Consider the following 16,494-nt stretch of genomic DNA (forward strand, 5'->3'; position numbering starts at 1 on the left):
ACGGCCACGCGGGCCCCGCAAACAGGCGCCGCCCATCTCAGGACGCGAAGTGCGCCGTGAGGTGACGCGCCACGCAGGGTGGCACCAGCAGGCTCACGTCGGACCCGAACCCGGCGAGCTCGCGGACGATCGACGACGAGACATAGCCGTACTCCGGTGCGCTCATGACGAAGATGCTCTCGATGTCCGGCGCCATGCGGCTGTTGAGATCCGCCTGCTGGAGCTCGTACTCGAAGTCGGTGGTGGCTCGAAGGCCCTTGACCACCGCAGACGCCTCCACCTCGCGGCAGAAGTCGACGAGGAGCCCCGTGAAGGGAATCACGTCCACGCCATCGACCACGCCCTCTGCAGCAAGGGCCTGACGCGCCATCTCGACACGCTCCTCGAGCGGGAACGCAGGCCCGCTCCCATGCTTGGCAAGCGAGGCTGCCACCCCCACGGTGACCTTGGGACAGAAGCGGCGGGCCCTGCGGACCACGTCGATGTGGCCATAGGTGATGGGGTCGAACGTCCCCGGGACCACCACGTGCTCGATGTCGCAGCCTGTCATGCTCGCTCCCCGATCCTCAAGAGGTCCACTGCCGTCTGACCATAGCGCTTCTGCTTGAGCAGCCGCCCGACATCCGAATCGAGCGATGGCGCCGATGATGCCCGCTCGTAGCCCACGACCGCCCCAGGCGCCAGGGAGCCGCTCCCGTGGAGGCTCCTCACCAGATCGCTCACCACCCCCGCGTCCGTAGCATAGGGGGGGTCGAGAAGCACGACGTCGAAGGGGGCGCCGGGCAGCCTGCCCTGTGCCAGCCTCATCACGTCGCCCGCCACGACCGAGACCTGGCTGGACGCTGCCCCCATGGACGCGACGTTTCGACGAACGCGCGCCTGGGCACCGCGGTCCTGGTCGCAGAAGGTGGCATGGGCGGCCCCCCTGCTCAGGAGCTCGAGGCCGAGGGCGCCCGAGCCGGCGAAGGCATCGAGGACCGAGGCGCCGGCCAGGTCCAGGTCCATGGCCGAGAGCACCATGGAGGCGAGGGCCTCGCGAACACGGTCCGTGGTCGGGCGCGTCACACCGCGCCCGTCAGGAGCCTCGAGGGGACGCCCCCTCCAGATGCCGCCGACAATCCTCATGCGCCTCTGACCTCCTCGAAGTAGGCTCCGAACCTGTCACGTGCCTCGAGCGCCATGCAGCGATGCCCGGCATCCTTGAGCTCAGGGTCATGACCCAGGACCTCAGCGGCATCGGAATGCGCCGCCTCCACGAGGTCGACGTCGGCCGCAAGGTCCACGAGCATGAGCGTCACCCCACCCGACTGGCGATATCCCAGCACCTCTCCCTCGCGCCTCAGCTTGAGGTCGAGCTCGGCGAGCTCGAGGCCGTCCGAGGTGGCCTCGAGGGCCGAGAGGCGCGAGCGCGCCGGCGACCCCTTGCGGGCGGCGCTCGCAAGGAAGACCCGACCCGAGACGTCGCCGCGACCCACACGGCCCCTGAGCTGGTGGAGCGTCGCCAGGCCGAAGCGGTCGGCGTCCCATATGAGCATGACCGTGGCGTTCGGCACGTCAACGCCCACCTCTATCACCGTGGTGCACACGAGGACGTCGATCGTGCCGGCATGGAAGCGTCCCATGACGTCGTCCTTCTCGGCGGCGGACATGCGCCCGTGGAGGAGCTCGACGGTGAGGTCGGGGAACACACGGGTGAGCTTCTCGGCGGTCGCCACCGCCGAGCGGGGATGCCCTCCCGTGACCACGTCCGCCTCGGGCACGTCGTCGAGGTCGTCGCCTGTGTCCGTGTCATCGACCAGCGGACAGACCACGTAGGCCTGATGCCCTGCCTCGGCAGCGGCACGGATGGCCGAGTAGGCGAGGTCAACGTTCTCGGGGGTGACCACGGAGGTCGAGATGCCAGCACCGGCGCGTGGTCTGTGCCTGATCCTCGAGCAGTCAAGGTCCCCATAGACCGAGAGGGCCAGCGTCCGCGGGATGGGCGTCGCCGTCATCGTGAGCATGTCAGCACCAGCGCCCTTCTCGCGCAGGGCCGCTCGCTGGTCGACGCCGAAGCGATGCTGCTCGTCCACGACCACGAGCGTGAGATGCTTGAACGCGACGTCACCAGAGAGGAGCGCCGTGGTGCCGAAGGTGACGCTCACCTCCCCGGAGGCGATCCCGGCCGTCGAGGCCGCGCGCTCGTCCGCAGGCGTGGCCCCGGTGATGAGCGCCCAACGGATGCCGGCAGCATCGAGGAGCGGCCCGACCTTCTGGGCATACTGGCGCGCCAGCACCGAGGTCGGTGCCATCACGGCCGCCTGCGTCGCGGTGTCCGCGACGGCGGCGCAGGCGATGGCGGCGACGGCGGTCTTGCCGGTGCCGACGTCGCCCAGGAGGATGCGGTTCATCACGCGGCGAGCCGCCATGTCGGCAAGGACCTCATCGGTGGCCTGCTGCTGCTCCTCCGTGAGCGACCATGGGAGCGACGAGACGAGCGCCCGCAGGCAGGGGCCATCCGTGACGTGGGCCGTGGGGACCACACCCGCAAGGTCGAGGTCACGGCGGGAGAGGAGTGTCAGCTGGAGCGAGAGGAGCTCGTCGTAGGCGAGGCGCCTGCGGGCCTGCTCCGCCTCGTCGAGGCTTGCCGGGAAGTGGATCTGCCTCAGGGCGCGAGCGCGCGTCATGAGCGAGTGGCGGCACACGAGCGCAGACGGGAGCCAGTCACAGACGTCGCCCTCGTCCGCCAGCGCTGCCGACACGATCCTCCGCATCCAGGCGCAGGTGATTCCCTCCCCCACCGCATGCACGGGAAGGACCCTCTGGTAGGAGCTCGCATCGTCCGCAGAGCCGAGCACCTCATAGAACGGGGCCTTCATCTGCTTGAAGCCATACCCGAAGGTGACCTTGCCCGAGAGGGCCACCATGTCACCGACATGGACCTGGTCAGCGATCCAGGGCTGCTTGAAGAACGTCGCCTGCAGTACCCCCGTCTCGTCGATCACGTAGAGCTCGACGATCTGCATGCGGGGACGTGGGCGTTTGACGGTGACCTTGTCCACGCGGGCCACCACGGTCGCGTCCTGTCCCACGGCGGCCAGCTCGACGGGACTCGTGCTCGTGAAGTCGAGGTAGCGCCTCGGGACATGCAGGAGCAGGTCACGCACGGTGCGGATGCCCAGGCGGGCAAGTGCCGCCTCGCGGGCGGCCGACACATAGCGCAGCCGCCCCACGCCGTCGGCAAGCGATGCCGTTCGCCCGGGGCGGTCTGCGGCCGCACCTATCGTGGGAAGATGGCCTTGTGCCACGACTCCCCCTACTCGATGGAGAAGACCACGGGATAGAGGGGCTGCTCGCCACGATGCGAGTCGATCTCGAGGTCAGGCTCGGCCTCCTGGATGGCGTCACAGAGGGCCTTGAAGGCACCGTCATCGAGGTCCGACCCGGCGAGGATCGTGAGGGTATCGCCCTCCTCCTGCTCCTGCATGCCATGGATGACGTCAAGCGTCACCTGCTGCACGTCACTGCCTACCACGGTGATCTTGCCGCCTTCGATGCCCATGACGTCGCCGTCGTGGATGGGGGTACCATCCGCCGCCGCCGAGTCACGGACGGCCGTGGTCACCTCTCCGTCGCGGATCTCACCGATGGCATCGCACATCTCGGCGACGTTCTCGTCGAGGGAGGCATCGGCGTCCACCACGAACATGGCCGCGAAGGCCTGCGGCACCGTCTTGGTGGGGACGACCGCGACCTCGCGCCCGTCACAGGCGTTCGCGGCCGCCTCGGCCGCCATGCGGATGTTGCCGTTGTCGGGCAGGACGATGACGCGCTCGGCGTTGACCTTCTCGATGGCGGCAAGGATGTCGGCCGTGGAGGGGTTCATGGTCTGTCCGCCGGACACGACGTAGTCGACCCCCAGGGAGCGGAGGATGTCGGCCTCGCCGGCACCTGCAGCGACAGCCACGAAACCCAGAGGCTTGGGCGGCTCGGACGAGACCTGCGGGGCAGCAGGCTCAGCCGTATCGGAGGCGTTGGGATCATCGGCCTTGGCAGCCTGGTCGGCCGCGATGCCAGCCGTGCGGTCCGCCGCCTCGAGGTCCATGTTATGGATGAAGACCTCGAAGATCTGGCCGAGCTCGAGCATGTGGTGCAGTACCTCGTCGGGCTCGTTTGAGTGGACGTGGATCTTGTAGTCGGGGTTGGTGCCCACCAGCAGCTCGCAGTCGCCCATGGACGAGAGGAACGAGAGGGCAGCCTCCTCGTCGAAGTCGGCGGAGTCGGCGTGGAAGAGGAACTCGGTGCAATAGCGATACTCGGAGCCCGCCCAGTCCTCGTTGAGCTCGATGGCGACCTTGCTCTCGGCACCGGCCTTGGCAGCTTCGTTCGAGGTCACGGCAGGCTCGTCTATGGTGGTCTTGAACTCGGTCATCTCTCCCTCGTGTCCCAGGTACGCGTTCACGAAGGCCTCGAGGAACGTCGCGATGCCGTAGGCGCCGGAGTCCACGACGCCGTTCTCCTTCAGGACGGGAAGCAGGTCAGGGCGTGCGGGCGACGGACTCGTAGGCCTCCACGACGAGCGCCTCGAGGCACTCGGGAACCTCCATGTGCTCGGCCTCACAGGCATCGGCACAGGTGGAGACGTCGCGGAGCACCTGTGAGGATGGTCCCCTCGACGGGCTTGCGGACCGCCTTGAACGCGACCTTGACGCCGCGGCGCAACGCATGGGCGACATCCGCGGTGGTGGCATGCTCCCCCTTGGCGTCGACCAGCCCCTCGGCCACGCCACGCAGTATCTGGCTCGTGATGACACCGGAGTTGCCGCGGGCACCCATGAGCGAGCCGTGGGTGATGGCGGCGGCGACGTCTGACATGGAGGCGCCGGTGGGGAGCGCCTCGACCTCCTTCACCACGGTGCCCAGGGTGAGCGACATGTTGGTGCCGGTGTCGCCGTCAGGGACCGGGAAGACGTTCAGCTTGTTGATGTCTGAGGCCTTGTCCGCGACGGCCTTGGCGGCCACGGGGAAGCAGGTGCGAATGGTGTTGGAAATCATGGATGGAATCTCCGATTTCAGGTGATGGCCGAAGGTGGGGTACCGCGCTGCCTAGCGGGTCCTGAGTCCCTCGATATGGACGATGACGTCGCAATCGCCGAGCTCGGCGATCTCCTTGAGCGTGAAGCGGACGGCGCTCTTGAGGTTGTCGCAGACGGACGCCATGTTGACGCCCTGCTCCACCACGACGTGGAGGTCCACCGTGAGGTGACCGTCGTCGTTCACGACCTTGATGCCCTTACGGAGGCTGGCAAGCGTGAGCAGGCGCGTGATGCCGTCCTGCGCGTCGGTGACGGCCATACCGACGACGCCATAGCACTCGAGAGCCGCATAGCCGGCGAGGTCGGCGATGCACTCGTTAGACACCTTGAGGGTTCCGGGAATGGCCTTTGACATCTGGTCTCCTCTCGCCGGGCGAGCACACCCGGCGCCATAGATGAGCTAATAGCCTATGAAGTATAACGCAGCCCCGAGACGATGGCATGGGGACCACGCAAAGCGCGGCGGGTCGCGGCCGGGGCCGGTACCACAGACAACGGGCTATGCGCGCCTGGAGAGCCTTCGCGCCAGCAGGAGGGCGGCCGCCCCACCCACGGCGATGCCGCCAAGGAGCAGCCATGGGGAGGTCGCACCGACATTCACACCGGTGACCGGGACGGATGCCCTCGTGTTGGTGACAGCCACCGTGGTCATGCCGGCAGGCGCCGTACTCGTGACCGACAGCTTGTTCTCGATGTCCGACACCGGCGTACCGGTACCTTTGCCGCCTACCACAGCCGTCGACGTGTAAGTGGTCCCCGAACCATCGTACGAGGCCGCAGGGTCATAGCACGTGACGGAATACTGGGCCCCGGCAGCCATTCCATCAATGATCACGTACTGGCCACCCGAAAGCTTAAACTGCGAAGCGCCCCTCTCGTCGAACGAGAGCATCGCACCCGTCGGGATCCCACCGGCATCATAGATGGTACCTGTGTAGGTGCCCGTAGGAAGGGACACCTCATACTCGAATGCCTTCGTGAGGTCCGCATAGTCGCCGACCGTCGTGTTGGAGATGGTGAGCCCACCGTCAGAGCGATTGTTCGGGAGCGTAATCGTGCCGTCAGCGGCGACGTTGAAGTCAGGCGTGGCTATGGCACCGTTCTTGATGGTGGTGAACGTGAACTTGCCAGGATCGGCCGCCGTCGAGTCGACCTTGACCTGCCATTGACCTGTCGGGCAGGCATAGTAGGTGGGAGCCGCTGTCTCCACGATGCGGAAGTAGCCGTCGGGCAGGTCCTCGGTCTTGACGACGCCGTCGGTGACGCTCGTGTAGCTATTCACAAGCTGCCAGCCGGTGGGTACCGTTCCCGAGAAGTCCACGTACGTGGATGTGTCAGGCGTTCCCGAGCCGATGTACTGATAGACGGAGAAGGTCGCACCCGAGAGCCCGTCCGTGGCATCATCGGCTGAGACCTTCGTGAACGAGAAGGCCGTGGGTGGCTCGAAGTAGAGGTAGGTGCTATGGCTCACGCTCGCCACGGTGGCATTGGCCCCGATCGTGAGCGAGGGGACGCGGTCGTCGGAGAACTGGCCCACGGCAGCCGTGGCCAGGGCCTCCGTCGAGGCCTTCGCGAAGTCGTGGAAGGCGACGTGCTCGGCAGCGGAGGACACCGTCACGCCGATGCTCGAGCTTGAGAGCATGTCGCCGATGCCCACGACGCCCGCAGCCGTGGCGATGAAGACGTTGTTGGGATTACCCGAGGCGTTGGTGTTGCCGGTGATGGAGACCGTCCCGTTGACCGTGAACTCGCCAGAGGCGACGTCGACCGCACCGGTCCCCGACGTGTTCACGCAACCCGAGACCGTCACGTTCTTGAGCGCAAGGCCGACCGTGGAGGTCACACAGGGCGCGGAGGAGCTCACCCCGCCGCCCGAGACGACGAGGTTGTCCACAGTGGTGCCGGCAGCATCCGTCTTGAGCAGCGCGGTAGTGGTGAGCGAGCTCGCACGCGCGACCGCGGCGGTCGTGGTCTCCCCCGTCGCCGGCACGAAGACATGGGCCCCCGTCGCCGTGGGCGTGCCCGTAGGTGCCGTCTTGATGGTGACGCCACTTGCCGAGGACGCGAGCGTGGCCGTGGAGTCGACGACATGGCTCTTATAGACCTCGATGGTATCCCCGGCCTCGGCCGCCGCACAGGCTTGGGCGAGGGTCGCATAGAACCCTTGGAGGGCGCCGCTGCGGATGATCTGGCAGGTGCCGTCACCCCACACGACGGCCGTACCGGTACCAGGGAGACCGACCAGACCTGTGGTGAGGTCGTTGGTGAGATGGTAGAGGCCAGACACGGTCGTGGCCGTGGCGGTCGAGGTCGCGAACTGCTCACCAGAGTCCTTCATAGCATCAGTACCGACATAGATGCCGACCTCGCCACCGGCGAGGTCCCCGGTCACCTTGACCTTCGACGTGTTGGCAGCATAGATGTTCATGGTGGTGGAGGAGGAGGTGTTCGAGTTCCCCGTCACCGTGGGCGAGCCAGAGAGCTGGACCGTGGCACCATAGGGATAGATCGCACCGCCTGCGTAGGCTGTCTCATAGTTCTTGTTACCCGTGATGCTCGCAGACCCGCTGATGATGATGGTGCAAGAAGAGGTATAGGCACCATGTATGAAGGAACCGTTCGCAGTCGTATAGTTGCCCGTTGCGCTGAAGGTACCCGTGAGGGTGGTGGTTATGTTAGATGTGCCCGAAGCAGGATCTTGCATGATGGCGCCACCGGACTGGAGATAGCTCGCCGTGTTCCCGTTATCATTCAGGGCGCCGCCTGTCGCAGTGAAGGATGATCCCGTCTTCTGGAACAAGAAGCCACCGTGACCAGTGGAGAGACAGTTCTGCCCCAACGAGCCATCGACCATGGTCATGGTCGACCGCGAATCCAGATAGACGGCCCCGCCCTGTGCAGTTGCATACGAGTTCTGCAACGTACAGCCTGAGCCCATGACAAATGTGGAGGCAGACGTGACGGAGACAAGACCGCCATTCGCACTCGAGGACCTCGCACTCCCCGAGAGCGTGCCAGCCCTGTCCCCGTCGACCGTCACGTTGGTCATGGTGAGGTTCGTGCCCGACGTGGTCGCGATGAGGCTGTTGCCGGAATAGTTTCGATAGAAGGTGCACACGGATCCCACGCTCGAGGCCGTGGTCAGGGTGACGGTCTTGGCGGGAACGGTGACCTGCGAGTCAACGGCATAGCTTGCGACCAGCATCTCGACGGTGTCGCCGTCCTGGACCGCGGCCATGGCCGCCGCAAGCGTGTCGTACGACGCATAGACGGCACCCGACCGCATGATCTGGCAGACGGCGGTCGCCATGGGCTGGATCTCCTCGTCGTCCTCGACGGACAACACCGACGCCTCGGCATCACCCGCCGTGGATGCCGTTGCCGCCGCAGTACTGGCAGCAGCGGTCGTCGATGACGTGGCATCCGTGGCAGCGCTCGTCGTTGGGGCGACCCCACCCGTGGAGGCTGACGACACCCCCGTGACCGATGCCGCCGCGTTCGTGAATGCCGAGGTGGCGGCCGACGTCTCCGCAGCGATGGCATCGACCGCACCAGGGACCAGCGACAGCGAAAGCAGACCGGCGAGGCCGACGACCATGAGGCACGCTATGAGGCGCAGTCGACGCATGATACCCCCTTCAGGAAGAGGGTATCATTTCACGCTCGTCGACGCGCCGACCAGCGGTTCTTCTCCGCTGAACGGTATTCGAAGACGCTCGGCCGCCCCCTAGTCGCAGTCCTCGAACTGCGAGTTGTAGAGCCCGGCATAGAACCCACCCGCCGCGAGCAGCTCCTCATGCGTGCCCGTCTCGACGACGTCGCCGTCGCGCAGCACCAGGATCTGGTCGGCGTCGCGGATGGTCGAGAGCCGGTGCGCGATCACGAAGCTCGTGCGTCCCTCCATGAGCCGGTCCATGGCGTGCTGGATGACCTCCTCGGTGCGGGTGTCCACGTTCGACGTGGCCTCGTCGAGGATGAGGATGGGCCGGTCCGCCAGGATGGCCCGGGCGATGGTCACGAGCTGGCGCTGGCCCTGGCTGAGGTTGGTGCCCTCCTCGTTGATCTGGAAGTCGTAGCCGCCCGCGAGCGTATGGATGAAGTGGTCGCAGTGGGCAGCCTTGGCAGCCGCCTCGACCTCCGCGTCCGTCGCCTCGAGCCTGCCATACCTGATGTTCTCACGGATGGTGCCACGGAAGAGCCAGGTGTCCTGCAGCACCATGGCGAAGTCGTCACGCAGGTCAGCACGATCCCAGTCGCGCACGTCATGGCCCTCGACCTCAAGGGTGCCGTCCGAGACGTCATAGAAGCGGAGCATGAGCTTCATGAGGGTGGTCTTGCCGGCGCCCGTGGGCCCCACGATGGCCACGGTGCGGCCCGGCTCCACATCGCACGTGAAGTCGTGGATGATGGTCTTGTCGGGAAGGTAGCCGAAGCGCACGTGGTCGAAGCTCACGGCACCATGCCGCCCGTCCATGGCCACCTCGACCGGGCTCTCCGGCTCTGACTCCTCGGGGGCGTCGAGGAACTGGAACACACGCTCGGCGGCCGCCGCCATCATCTGCAGCATGTTCGAGACGTTCGCGAGCTGCTGGATGGGCATCGTGAAGTTGCGAACGTACTGGATGAACGACTGGATGTCGCCGGGCTGGATCGAGCCCGCGATGGCGAGCTGCGCGCCTACGACCACGACGCCCACGTAGCCCATGTTGCCTACGAGCGTCATCAGCGGCTGCATGAGGCCCGAGAGGAACTGGCTCTTCCATGCGGAGTCGAAGAGCCTCCCGTTGGCGTCATCGAACTCCTCGACCGCCTTGTCGCCACGGTCGAACACCTGGATCACGTCCTGGCCGGCGAAGTCCTCCTCGATGCGTCCGTTTACCTCGCCCAGCACGGCCTGCTGCTCGCGGAAGAAGCGCTGCGAGAAGTGCACGACGCAACCCACGATGACGATGGAGACGGGTAGCGTGAGCAGGGTCACCCCCGTGAGAGGCAACGAGATCGAGAGCATCATGACGCACACGCCTATGACCTGCGTCACCGAGGTGATGAGCTGCGTCACGCTCTGGTTGAGCGACATCCCCAGCGTATCGACATCATTCGTGATGCGCGAGAGGACGTCGCCCTTGGAATGGTCCTCGAAGTAGCTCATGGGGACCACGCTGATCTTCTCGGCGATCTGCTTGCGCATGCGATAGCACACACGCTGGGTCACCCCCACCATGAGCCAGCCCTGCACGAACTGGCAGGCCGCGCTCGTGAGGTAGAGGCCGAGCAGGAACACGAGAATCTCGGCTATGCCGGCGAAGTCGACCTCGCCGGTGCCCTGGACGCGGGCGACGAGGCCCTCATAGAGCTTGGTCGTGGCCTGTCCCAGGACCTTGGGCCCCACGACGTTGAAGACCACGGACGCCACCGCGAAGGCTATCGCGAAGGCGAGCGCGACCTTGTGGCGGCCGATGTAGTGAAGGAGCTTGCCGATGGTTCCCTTGAAGTCCTTGGGACGCTCCGTGTACATGCGGATGCCGCCGCCCGAGACGGGCTTCCTGGCCTGCGTCTTGGTCGCCATCATGCCTCACCTCCTTCCAGACCGAGCTCGCATGCAGAGAGCTGGCTCGTCGCGATCTCGAGGTAGGTGGGACAGGTGCGCAGGAGATCCCTGTGGGTGCCACGGCCGACGACCACGCCCTCGTCGAGGACGAGGATCTCGTCGGCATGCATGATCGACGAGATGCGTTGCGCCACGACCACGACGGCGACGTCCGACGCCTCGGTGGCGAGGGCCTCGCGCAGATGGGCGTCGGTGGCATAGTCGAGGGCAGAGAACGAGTCGTCGAAGACGAGCACCTCAGGATGGACCGCGAGCGCGCGGGCGATGCAGAGCCTCTGACGCTGCCCACCCGAGACGTTGGCGCCGCGCTGTGAGATGTCCGCCTCGAGCCCACCGTCCATCTGCGAGACGAACTCGCTGGCCTGAGCCGTGTCGGCGGCAGCCCGCGCGTCCCTCTCGGTGATGTCGTCACGTCCGTAGCGGATGTTGGACCCCACCGTACCTGCGAAGAGCAGGCCCTGCTGGGGCACATAGCCGATGCGGCCGCGGAGGTCGGCGAGCGTCATCTTGCGCACATCGATGCCGTCCATGGTGACCGAACCCGCCGTGACATCGTAGAGACGAGGGATGAGCTGCACGAGCGTGGACTTTCCCGAGCCAGTCGATCCGATGATCGCCGTGGTCCTCCCGGGGGCCGTACGCAGCGAGACGTGCTCGATGACATCCGCATCGGCGTCAGGATAACGGAAGGAGACGTCATCGAAGACCACCTCGCCACGCGGCGCATCGGCACCTGGCGTAGAGGGCTGCACGGGGTCGGTGATCGAGAGCGGCTCGTCGAGCACCTCGCACACGCGGTCGGCCGCGACCGAGGCCCTCGGCAGCATGACGGCGACCATGGCCAGGATCATGAAGCTCATCACGATCTGCATCGTGTACGAGATGAAGGCCATCATGTCGCCCACCTGCATGACGCCGTCGTTCACGCCATGCGCACCGAACCAGACGATGAGGACCGTGATGCCGTTCATCACGAGCATCATGATCGGCATCGCGAGCGACATGGCGCGGTTGGTGAAGAGCTGCGTGTCCATGAGGTCGGTCGAGGCCGCGTCGAACTTGTCGAGCTCGGCCGACTGGCGGCCGAAGGAACGGATGGGCATGAGGCCGTCGAGCATCTCGCGGGCATTGAGGTTCACGCGGTCCACCAGACGCTGCATCATCTTGAACTTGGGCATCGTGAAGCCGAAGAGCAGGCCCATGGCGGCACACACCACGATCAGGGCGACCCCGATGGTCCACTCGAGGCCCGTATGGGTGGCGAGCACGCGGACCAAGGCGACGATGCCGGTGATCGGTGCGAGGATGACCATGCGCATGATCATGACCACGACGGTCTGGATCTGCTGGGCGTCGTTGGTGCAACGCGTGATGAGCGAGGCCTGGGAGTACTTCCCGACCTCGGCCGGCGAGAAGCGCATCACCTTGGCAAAGGTGGCATGGCGCACCTCACGGCCGATGGCCGCGCCCGTGCGGGCCGCCACGAGGCCCACGAGCACCGCTGCCACGAGGCTCGCGAGGCAATAGCCGAACATGACGGCAGCCGTCGACGAGAGGTAGCTCGTCTGCAGGGCGTCGAGGTCGATGCCCTGGGCCGTGTACTCCTGCTGCACGTACTGGACCGCACGCTGGCCCACGATCGACCCGCTCATGGAGCCCATGGAGTCGGCGAGCGAGGACGCGGCACTCGTGAGCTGGTCATTGGTGACAAGGCCGGCCTCAGCTGCCAGGCGGACATAGTCCATGTCCACCTTTCCGTCGTTGCTGTCGAGGATCTGCTGGAGCTGCGCGAGCGTGGCAGCCCCCTCCGGGGTCGCGGCAAGCGCGGCCACATTCGACTGGGCTTCCGACGAGGACGAGTCCCCGCCGAGCATCGACTGGTCGACGCCTTGCTCGAGCGAGAGAACGATCGTCTCGGGGAGGCCCATGGCGTCAGCGAGCGCGCTGTCCTTCTCGGCTTCGGCGGGGCTGCCCACGTATGCGCGGACGCCGTTGGCATCAGGCGCCCCGTAGGCGGCCTCGACGGTGCCGGCATCGTCCGCAGACATGAAGAGCTCGAGGTCGGAGAGGCTCTGGGCGCGGATGGTGTCAGGCACCGCCGAGGCGATGCCACCCTGTTGGATACCCACGTCGACGATGCCGCTCATGTAGCTGGGAAGCGCCAGGTCACAGTTCGCCTGGACTATCAGCAGGACCGTGGTCACGAGGACGGCCAGGACATGGCCCTTGAAGAAGCGGAGGAACCTCATGCGATCACGTCCTCTCCAGGCGTGCCGCAAAGGTCCGAGGGACGCCCCTGTTCGAGATGAGCATGCATGATCTGCGCCGAACGGGTCAGGAGGCGCACGAGGTCTGCGGAGTCCTTCTCGCCAAGCTCGGCCAGGAAGCCCGACATGCACGTGAGCATCCTTGCGTTCACCTCTTCGACGGCGGCACGTCCGGCCGCGGTGATGGCCACCTCGACCTGCCTGCGATCCTGGGAGGAATGCTCTCGCGTCACGAGCCCACGGCCCTCGAGGGTGGTCACCACACTCGTCACCCGCGCGCCGGTCACCTGCATGAGCCGTGCGATGTCCGTGGGCGTGAGGGGGTCAGGCGCCTCGGCAAGGAACCTGAGCGCCGCCATCGCACCGCGGCCTCCGTTCTGGAGGTCGGAGATGGTCATCCCCTTGAGAGGGGCCATGGCGCGGAGCAGGTCGACCGCCCGAACCGCATAGGGTCGGAGCGCCTCGTCCATGTCCGCCGCATAACCGTCGACCACCTCCGCTGACGAACGTCCCTCGAGGTGGAACGGGTCATATGCGCCCTCTGACGCAGCATCTCGGTCCTCGCTCATCCAAGCTCCATTCTTAACCCGGTTTAGTTTTAACGGGGTAAGACTAGAACGATGAGACCACCGATGCAACCCCACTTGGGGCATACTGGTTCACGGATCACACAACATCCTGCGGTCCAGGGGTTGCGTCTTCCGGAACCTGTGTTACAGTAAACCAGCTATGTGACTATGCGTCGCGCGCGTACGAGCGCTCCCGCGCAGCTTATGGAGGTATGTGTCATGTCGAAGGTTTGTGAGATCTGCGGAAAGCATGCCGTCGCCGGCCGTTCGGTCAGCCACTCGCACCGCACCGTCACCCGTAAGTTCCAGCCCAACATCCAGCGCATCAGCGTGGTCAAGGATGGTCATCGCCAGAAGATGAACGTCTGCACCACCTGCCTCAAGTCTGGCAAGGTCGCCCGCTCCTAAGGCGAGACTCATACGGGTCAAGGGGCCGTCCTCCGGGGCGGTCCCTTTTTGTATGTCGAGCGTTCAGTACCGAGATCCCAAGGTACCTTACGAGACCAGGAACGCGGCCAAGATGCCCTCATGGCAGGTGACCTGTGCCGCTTCGGAGCGGACCACGTTCGAGATGCCGAGGTCGTCCATCGCACGCATGCGCCGGTGGTCGAGCTCCCACTCGAACCCGCGCTCGCTCACGCACGCCTCCCCGAACAGAGGCACCACCGAGAAGGTCATGCCGCAAGCGTCCGCCCCGGGCGCCCATGCGGGAGTGCCCTCGGGCGAGAGCACATGGCACTCGAGGCCATCGTCCACGAGGACCGGGGAATCGGCCGCGAACCGGGCGAGCACGCCGAAGACGCCGAGCGCATGGTCGGACCTGCCGCCCGACGCACAGCAGACGGTGGTCGCGACATAGCTGCCTCGCTGGTAGGCGAGCTCCTCTGCCAGACGCATCCCGAGCGCGAGGTCAGTGTCATCCTTGTGGGACGGATACAGCCGTTCGCATGGCACGCGCGAGCGCACCCAGGCAAGCCCCTCCTCGCTGATGGAGTCGGCATCCCCGCAGAACGCGGTCGGTACGACCCCAGCCCGCCTCAGGGCGTCAGCGCCCCGGTCCACCGCCACGACGACGTCGCACGAAGCAGCCGTCGAGGCCACCAGCTCGGCGCTCGAAGGTTCGGGCGAGCCTGCCACCACGAGGGTTCGTACCAGCTCGTCGATCATCACGCATCATCCCCTACCCCACGGATGGCCGCTAGCGAGACGTCGGAGTACCCCTCCGAGAAGAGCGTCGAGGCCGCGCGCAGCGAGCCGGCGTCACGACCGTCATGGTCATTATGGATGCAGACCGTGTTGAAGCCCGCCGATCGTGCGACCTCGACCCCGAAGGGGGCATCCTCGAAGACCCAGGTGCTTCCCTTGGGAGTCCCGAGCTCTGACAATGCCGCGAGATAGACGTCGGGACGCTCCTTGCTGGCGCCCACGTCAGAGGTGCAGAAGACCCGCCGGAAGAATCCGTCGAGGCCGTTCGCCCGCAGCGCGACCCAGACGAGTGACTCGGTGGTCGAGGTCGCGACGTCCATGGGGATGCCCGCCTCGGCAAGCGTGGACAGGAAGGCCTGGCACCCATCGAAGGCACGCACGTCATGTGCGTAGTGCTCGCGCACCTGTTCATAGAGCTCGGCGAACAGGGTCTCGCCGCTCCTACCTATTCCCAGTCGCTCGTACAGCACGTCGCACTCGTCCTCGAGGTTGAGCGGCTCGAGCTCGGCCACGAGCTCGTCGGACATGGTCCCCCCATGTCTGGCGACCAGCTCAGGGAAGGCGTCGAACCACATCGGCATGGAGTCGACGAGGGTCCCGTCGCAGTCGAAGATCGCGCCGGTGATGTCTGCCATGAACGTCCTCCCATGAGTGGTCCCGGCAGGCACGAGAGCGCCCACCATTCTTTCACCATGGTATATGAATCGACGGGAGGCCCCCGCCCGCACATCCGGTCCGGTTTTTGGGTACAGTATGACCATGGCCGTGAGGCCATTCTTCTTGTTACGCACCGCATGCTGGAGGTTTTTCTCAATGGCTCGTTATGACTATCGCTGCCCCGACTGCAATGCCACCTTCGAGGTGGAGCACCCCATGTCGGCCCATCCCACGGTCACGTGCCCGAGCTGCGGAGCGAAGGCCGAGCGGGTCTTTGCTCCCTCGGGCATCTCGCTCACCGGATCCGGCTTCTACAACACCGACCAGAGGGGCAAGGGCTCGTCAGCCCACTCATGTGCCAGCTGCGGCTCCTCGTCGTGTGCGACCTGCGGGAAGTAGCAGCCGCCCCGCCACTTGTCTTTTATACCAATACCAGTGCCTCGTCACCGAAGCCCTCGTACGAACGGCCGGAAAGCGGGCATATACCTCATCAAGGTCGTCTGTTGACGGCACCAAGAGGTGATGTCCGAACCCGTGTTGACGAGGAGGCGGTCGTGAGCGTTTTCGATACCGAGTCACATAACCATTTCCGGTGGGACAAGCTGGGAAACATAGAGGAGGGACGGGGCACCCTCGGCACCGAGATGCCCGTCGTGGCATATCGCATGCTCGAGTATGCGATGAACGACATCCTCCACCAGCATTATGGCGACGAGGGAGCCAACGAGCTTTGGATCGAGGCTGGGGCCCTTGCAGGGTCAGAGTTCGCCAAGAACGAGCTCGATCTCACGCTCGACCTCGCCCCGTTCGTGGCTCAGCTGCAGGCCAAGCTCAAGGACCTCAAGATCGGCTTGCTCCGCATCGAGGAGTTCGATGAGTCCGACGGCGCGTTCGTGCTGACCGTCGGAGAGGATCTTGACTGCTCGGGGTTGCCTCCCACCAACGAGGTCGTCTGCACGTGGGACGAAGGGTTCCTGGCGGGCATACTCAAGGCCTACACCGGCAAGGACTACGTATTCAAGGAGGTCGACTGCTGGGCGAACGGCGACCGGGTCTGTCGATTCAAGGGCGGCATAACGGCCGTACCTTCCGAGTGAACACCAAGAGGCAAC

13 protein-coding genes and 1 pseudogene are annotated in these 16,494 nt (G+C 65.7%); 3 read left to right on the forward strand and 11 right to left on the reverse strand.

The window, feature by feature from the left end; all coding sequences use genetic code 11:
- Positions 1 to 37 precede the first annotated feature (37 nt).
- From coaD to LKE50_07470, 9 genes and pseudogenes are all read right to left on the reverse strand, one after another.
- Positions 38 to 550, reverse strand: a complete 513-nt coding sequence (gene coaD, locus LKE50_07430) for a pantetheine-phosphate adenylyltransferase (protein MCH3968426.1) — start codon at positions 548 to 550, stop codon at positions 38 to 40.
- Positions 547 to 1,125 (reverse strand): 16S rRNA (guanine(966)-N(2))-methyltransferase RsmD, encoded by a 579-nt coding sequence (gene rsmD, locus LKE50_07435; protein ID MCH3968427.1) that lies wholly within the window; start codon positions 1,123 to 1,125, stop codon positions 547 to 549. Before rsmD ends, coaD begins: the two co-directional genes overlap by 4 nt.
- Positions 1,122 to 3,287, reverse strand: a complete 2,166-nt coding sequence (gene recG, locus LKE50_07440; protein MCH3968428.1) for an ATP-dependent DNA helicase RecG — start codon at positions 3,285 to 3,287, stop codon at positions 1,122 to 1,124. Before recG ends, rsmD begins: the two co-directional genes overlap by 4 nt.
- A gap of 8 nt (positions 3,288 to 3,295) precedes the next feature.
- Positions 3,296 to 5,034: pseudogene (locus LKE50_07445) on the reverse strand (DAK2 domain-containing protein).
- Positions 5,035 to 5,085: 51 nt separating this feature from the next.
- Positions 5,086 to 5,430: an Asp23/Gls24 family envelope stress response protein gene (locus tag LKE50_07450; GenBank protein ID MCH3968429.1), complete on the reverse strand. Its 345-nt coding sequence runs from the start codon at positions 5,428 to 5,430 to the stop codon at positions 5,086 to 5,088.
- A gap of 144 nt (positions 5,431 to 5,574) precedes the next feature.
- Complete coding sequence (locus LKE50_07455; protein ID MCH3968430.1) at positions 5,575 to 8,703, reverse strand: hypothetical protein; 3,129 nt, start codon at positions 8,701 to 8,703, stop codon at positions 5,575 to 5,577.
- Between the two features lie 99 nt (positions 8,704 to 8,802).
- On the reverse strand, positions 8,803 to 10,641 hold the full coding sequence (locus LKE50_07460) for an ABC transporter ATP-binding protein/permease (GenBank protein ID MCH3968431.1): 1,839 nt from the start codon (positions 10,639 to 10,641) through the stop codon (positions 8,803 to 8,805).
- Positions 10,641 to 12,932: an ABC transporter ATP-binding protein/permease gene (locus LKE50_07465; protein MCH3968432.1), complete on the reverse strand. Its 2,292-nt coding sequence runs from the start codon at positions 12,930 to 12,932 to the stop codon at positions 10,641 to 10,643. Before LKE50_07465 ends, LKE50_07460 begins: the two co-directional genes overlap by 1 nt.
- Positions 12,929 to 13,519 (reverse strand): MarR family transcriptional regulator, encoded by a 591-nt coding sequence (locus LKE50_07470; protein ID MCH3968433.1) that lies wholly within the window; start codon positions 13,517 to 13,519, stop codon positions 12,929 to 12,931. The genes LKE50_07465 and LKE50_07470 overlap by 4 nt, the downstream gene beginning before the upstream one ends.
- Positions 13,520 to 13,738: 219 nt before the next feature.
- On the opposite strand from LKE50_07470, the gene rpmB reads away from it, so the two are divergent.
- Complete coding sequence (gene rpmB, locus LKE50_07475) at positions 13,739 to 13,927, forward strand: 50S ribosomal protein L28 (GenBank protein ID MCH3968434.1); 189 nt, start codon at positions 13,739 to 13,741, stop codon at positions 13,925 to 13,927.
- Between the two features lie 87 nt (positions 13,928 to 14,014).
- On the opposite strand, the gene LKE50_07480 is transcribed toward rpmB, so the two are convergent.
- Both LKE50_07480 and LKE50_07485 read right to left on the reverse strand, forming a co-directional pair.
- Positions 14,015 to 14,686 carry a thiamine diphosphokinase gene (locus LKE50_07480; protein ID MCH3968435.1) on the reverse strand — a complete coding sequence of 224 codons (672 nt, stop codon included), beginning with the start codon at positions 14,684 to 14,686 and terminating at the stop codon, positions 14,015 to 14,017.
- Positions 14,686 to 15,360 carry an HAD family phosphatase gene (locus tag LKE50_07485; GenBank protein MCH3968436.1) on the reverse strand — a complete coding sequence of 225 codons (675 nt, stop codon included), beginning with the start codon at positions 15,358 to 15,360 and terminating at the stop codon, positions 14,686 to 14,688. Before LKE50_07485 ends, LKE50_07480 begins: the two co-directional genes overlap by 1 nt.
- 178 nt (positions 15,361 to 15,538) lie before the next feature.
- On the opposite strand from LKE50_07485, the gene LKE50_07490 reads away from it, so the two are divergent.
- Both LKE50_07490 and LKE50_07495 read left to right on the forward strand, forming a co-directional pair.
- The gene (locus tag LKE50_07490) at positions 15,539 to 15,781 is read left to right on the forward strand and encodes a zinc ribbon domain-containing protein (protein ID MCH3968437.1); all 243 of its coding nucleotides are present in this window, start codon (positions 15,539 to 15,541) and stop codon (positions 15,779 to 15,781) included.
- Positions 15,782 to 15,936: 155 nt separating this feature from the next.
- Positions 15,937 to 16,479 carry a 4-vinyl reductase gene (locus LKE50_07495; protein MCH3968438.1) on the forward strand — a complete coding sequence of 181 codons (543 nt, stop codon included), beginning with the start codon at positions 15,937 to 15,939 and terminating at the stop codon, positions 16,477 to 16,479.
- Positions 16,480 to 16,494: the final 15 nt, after the last annotated feature.

The sequence above is a fragment of the Atopobiaceae bacterium genome (genome assembly GCA_022483015.1).
GTDB lineage: Bacteria > Actinomycetota > Coriobacteriia > Coriobacteriales > Atopobiaceae > JALCUE01.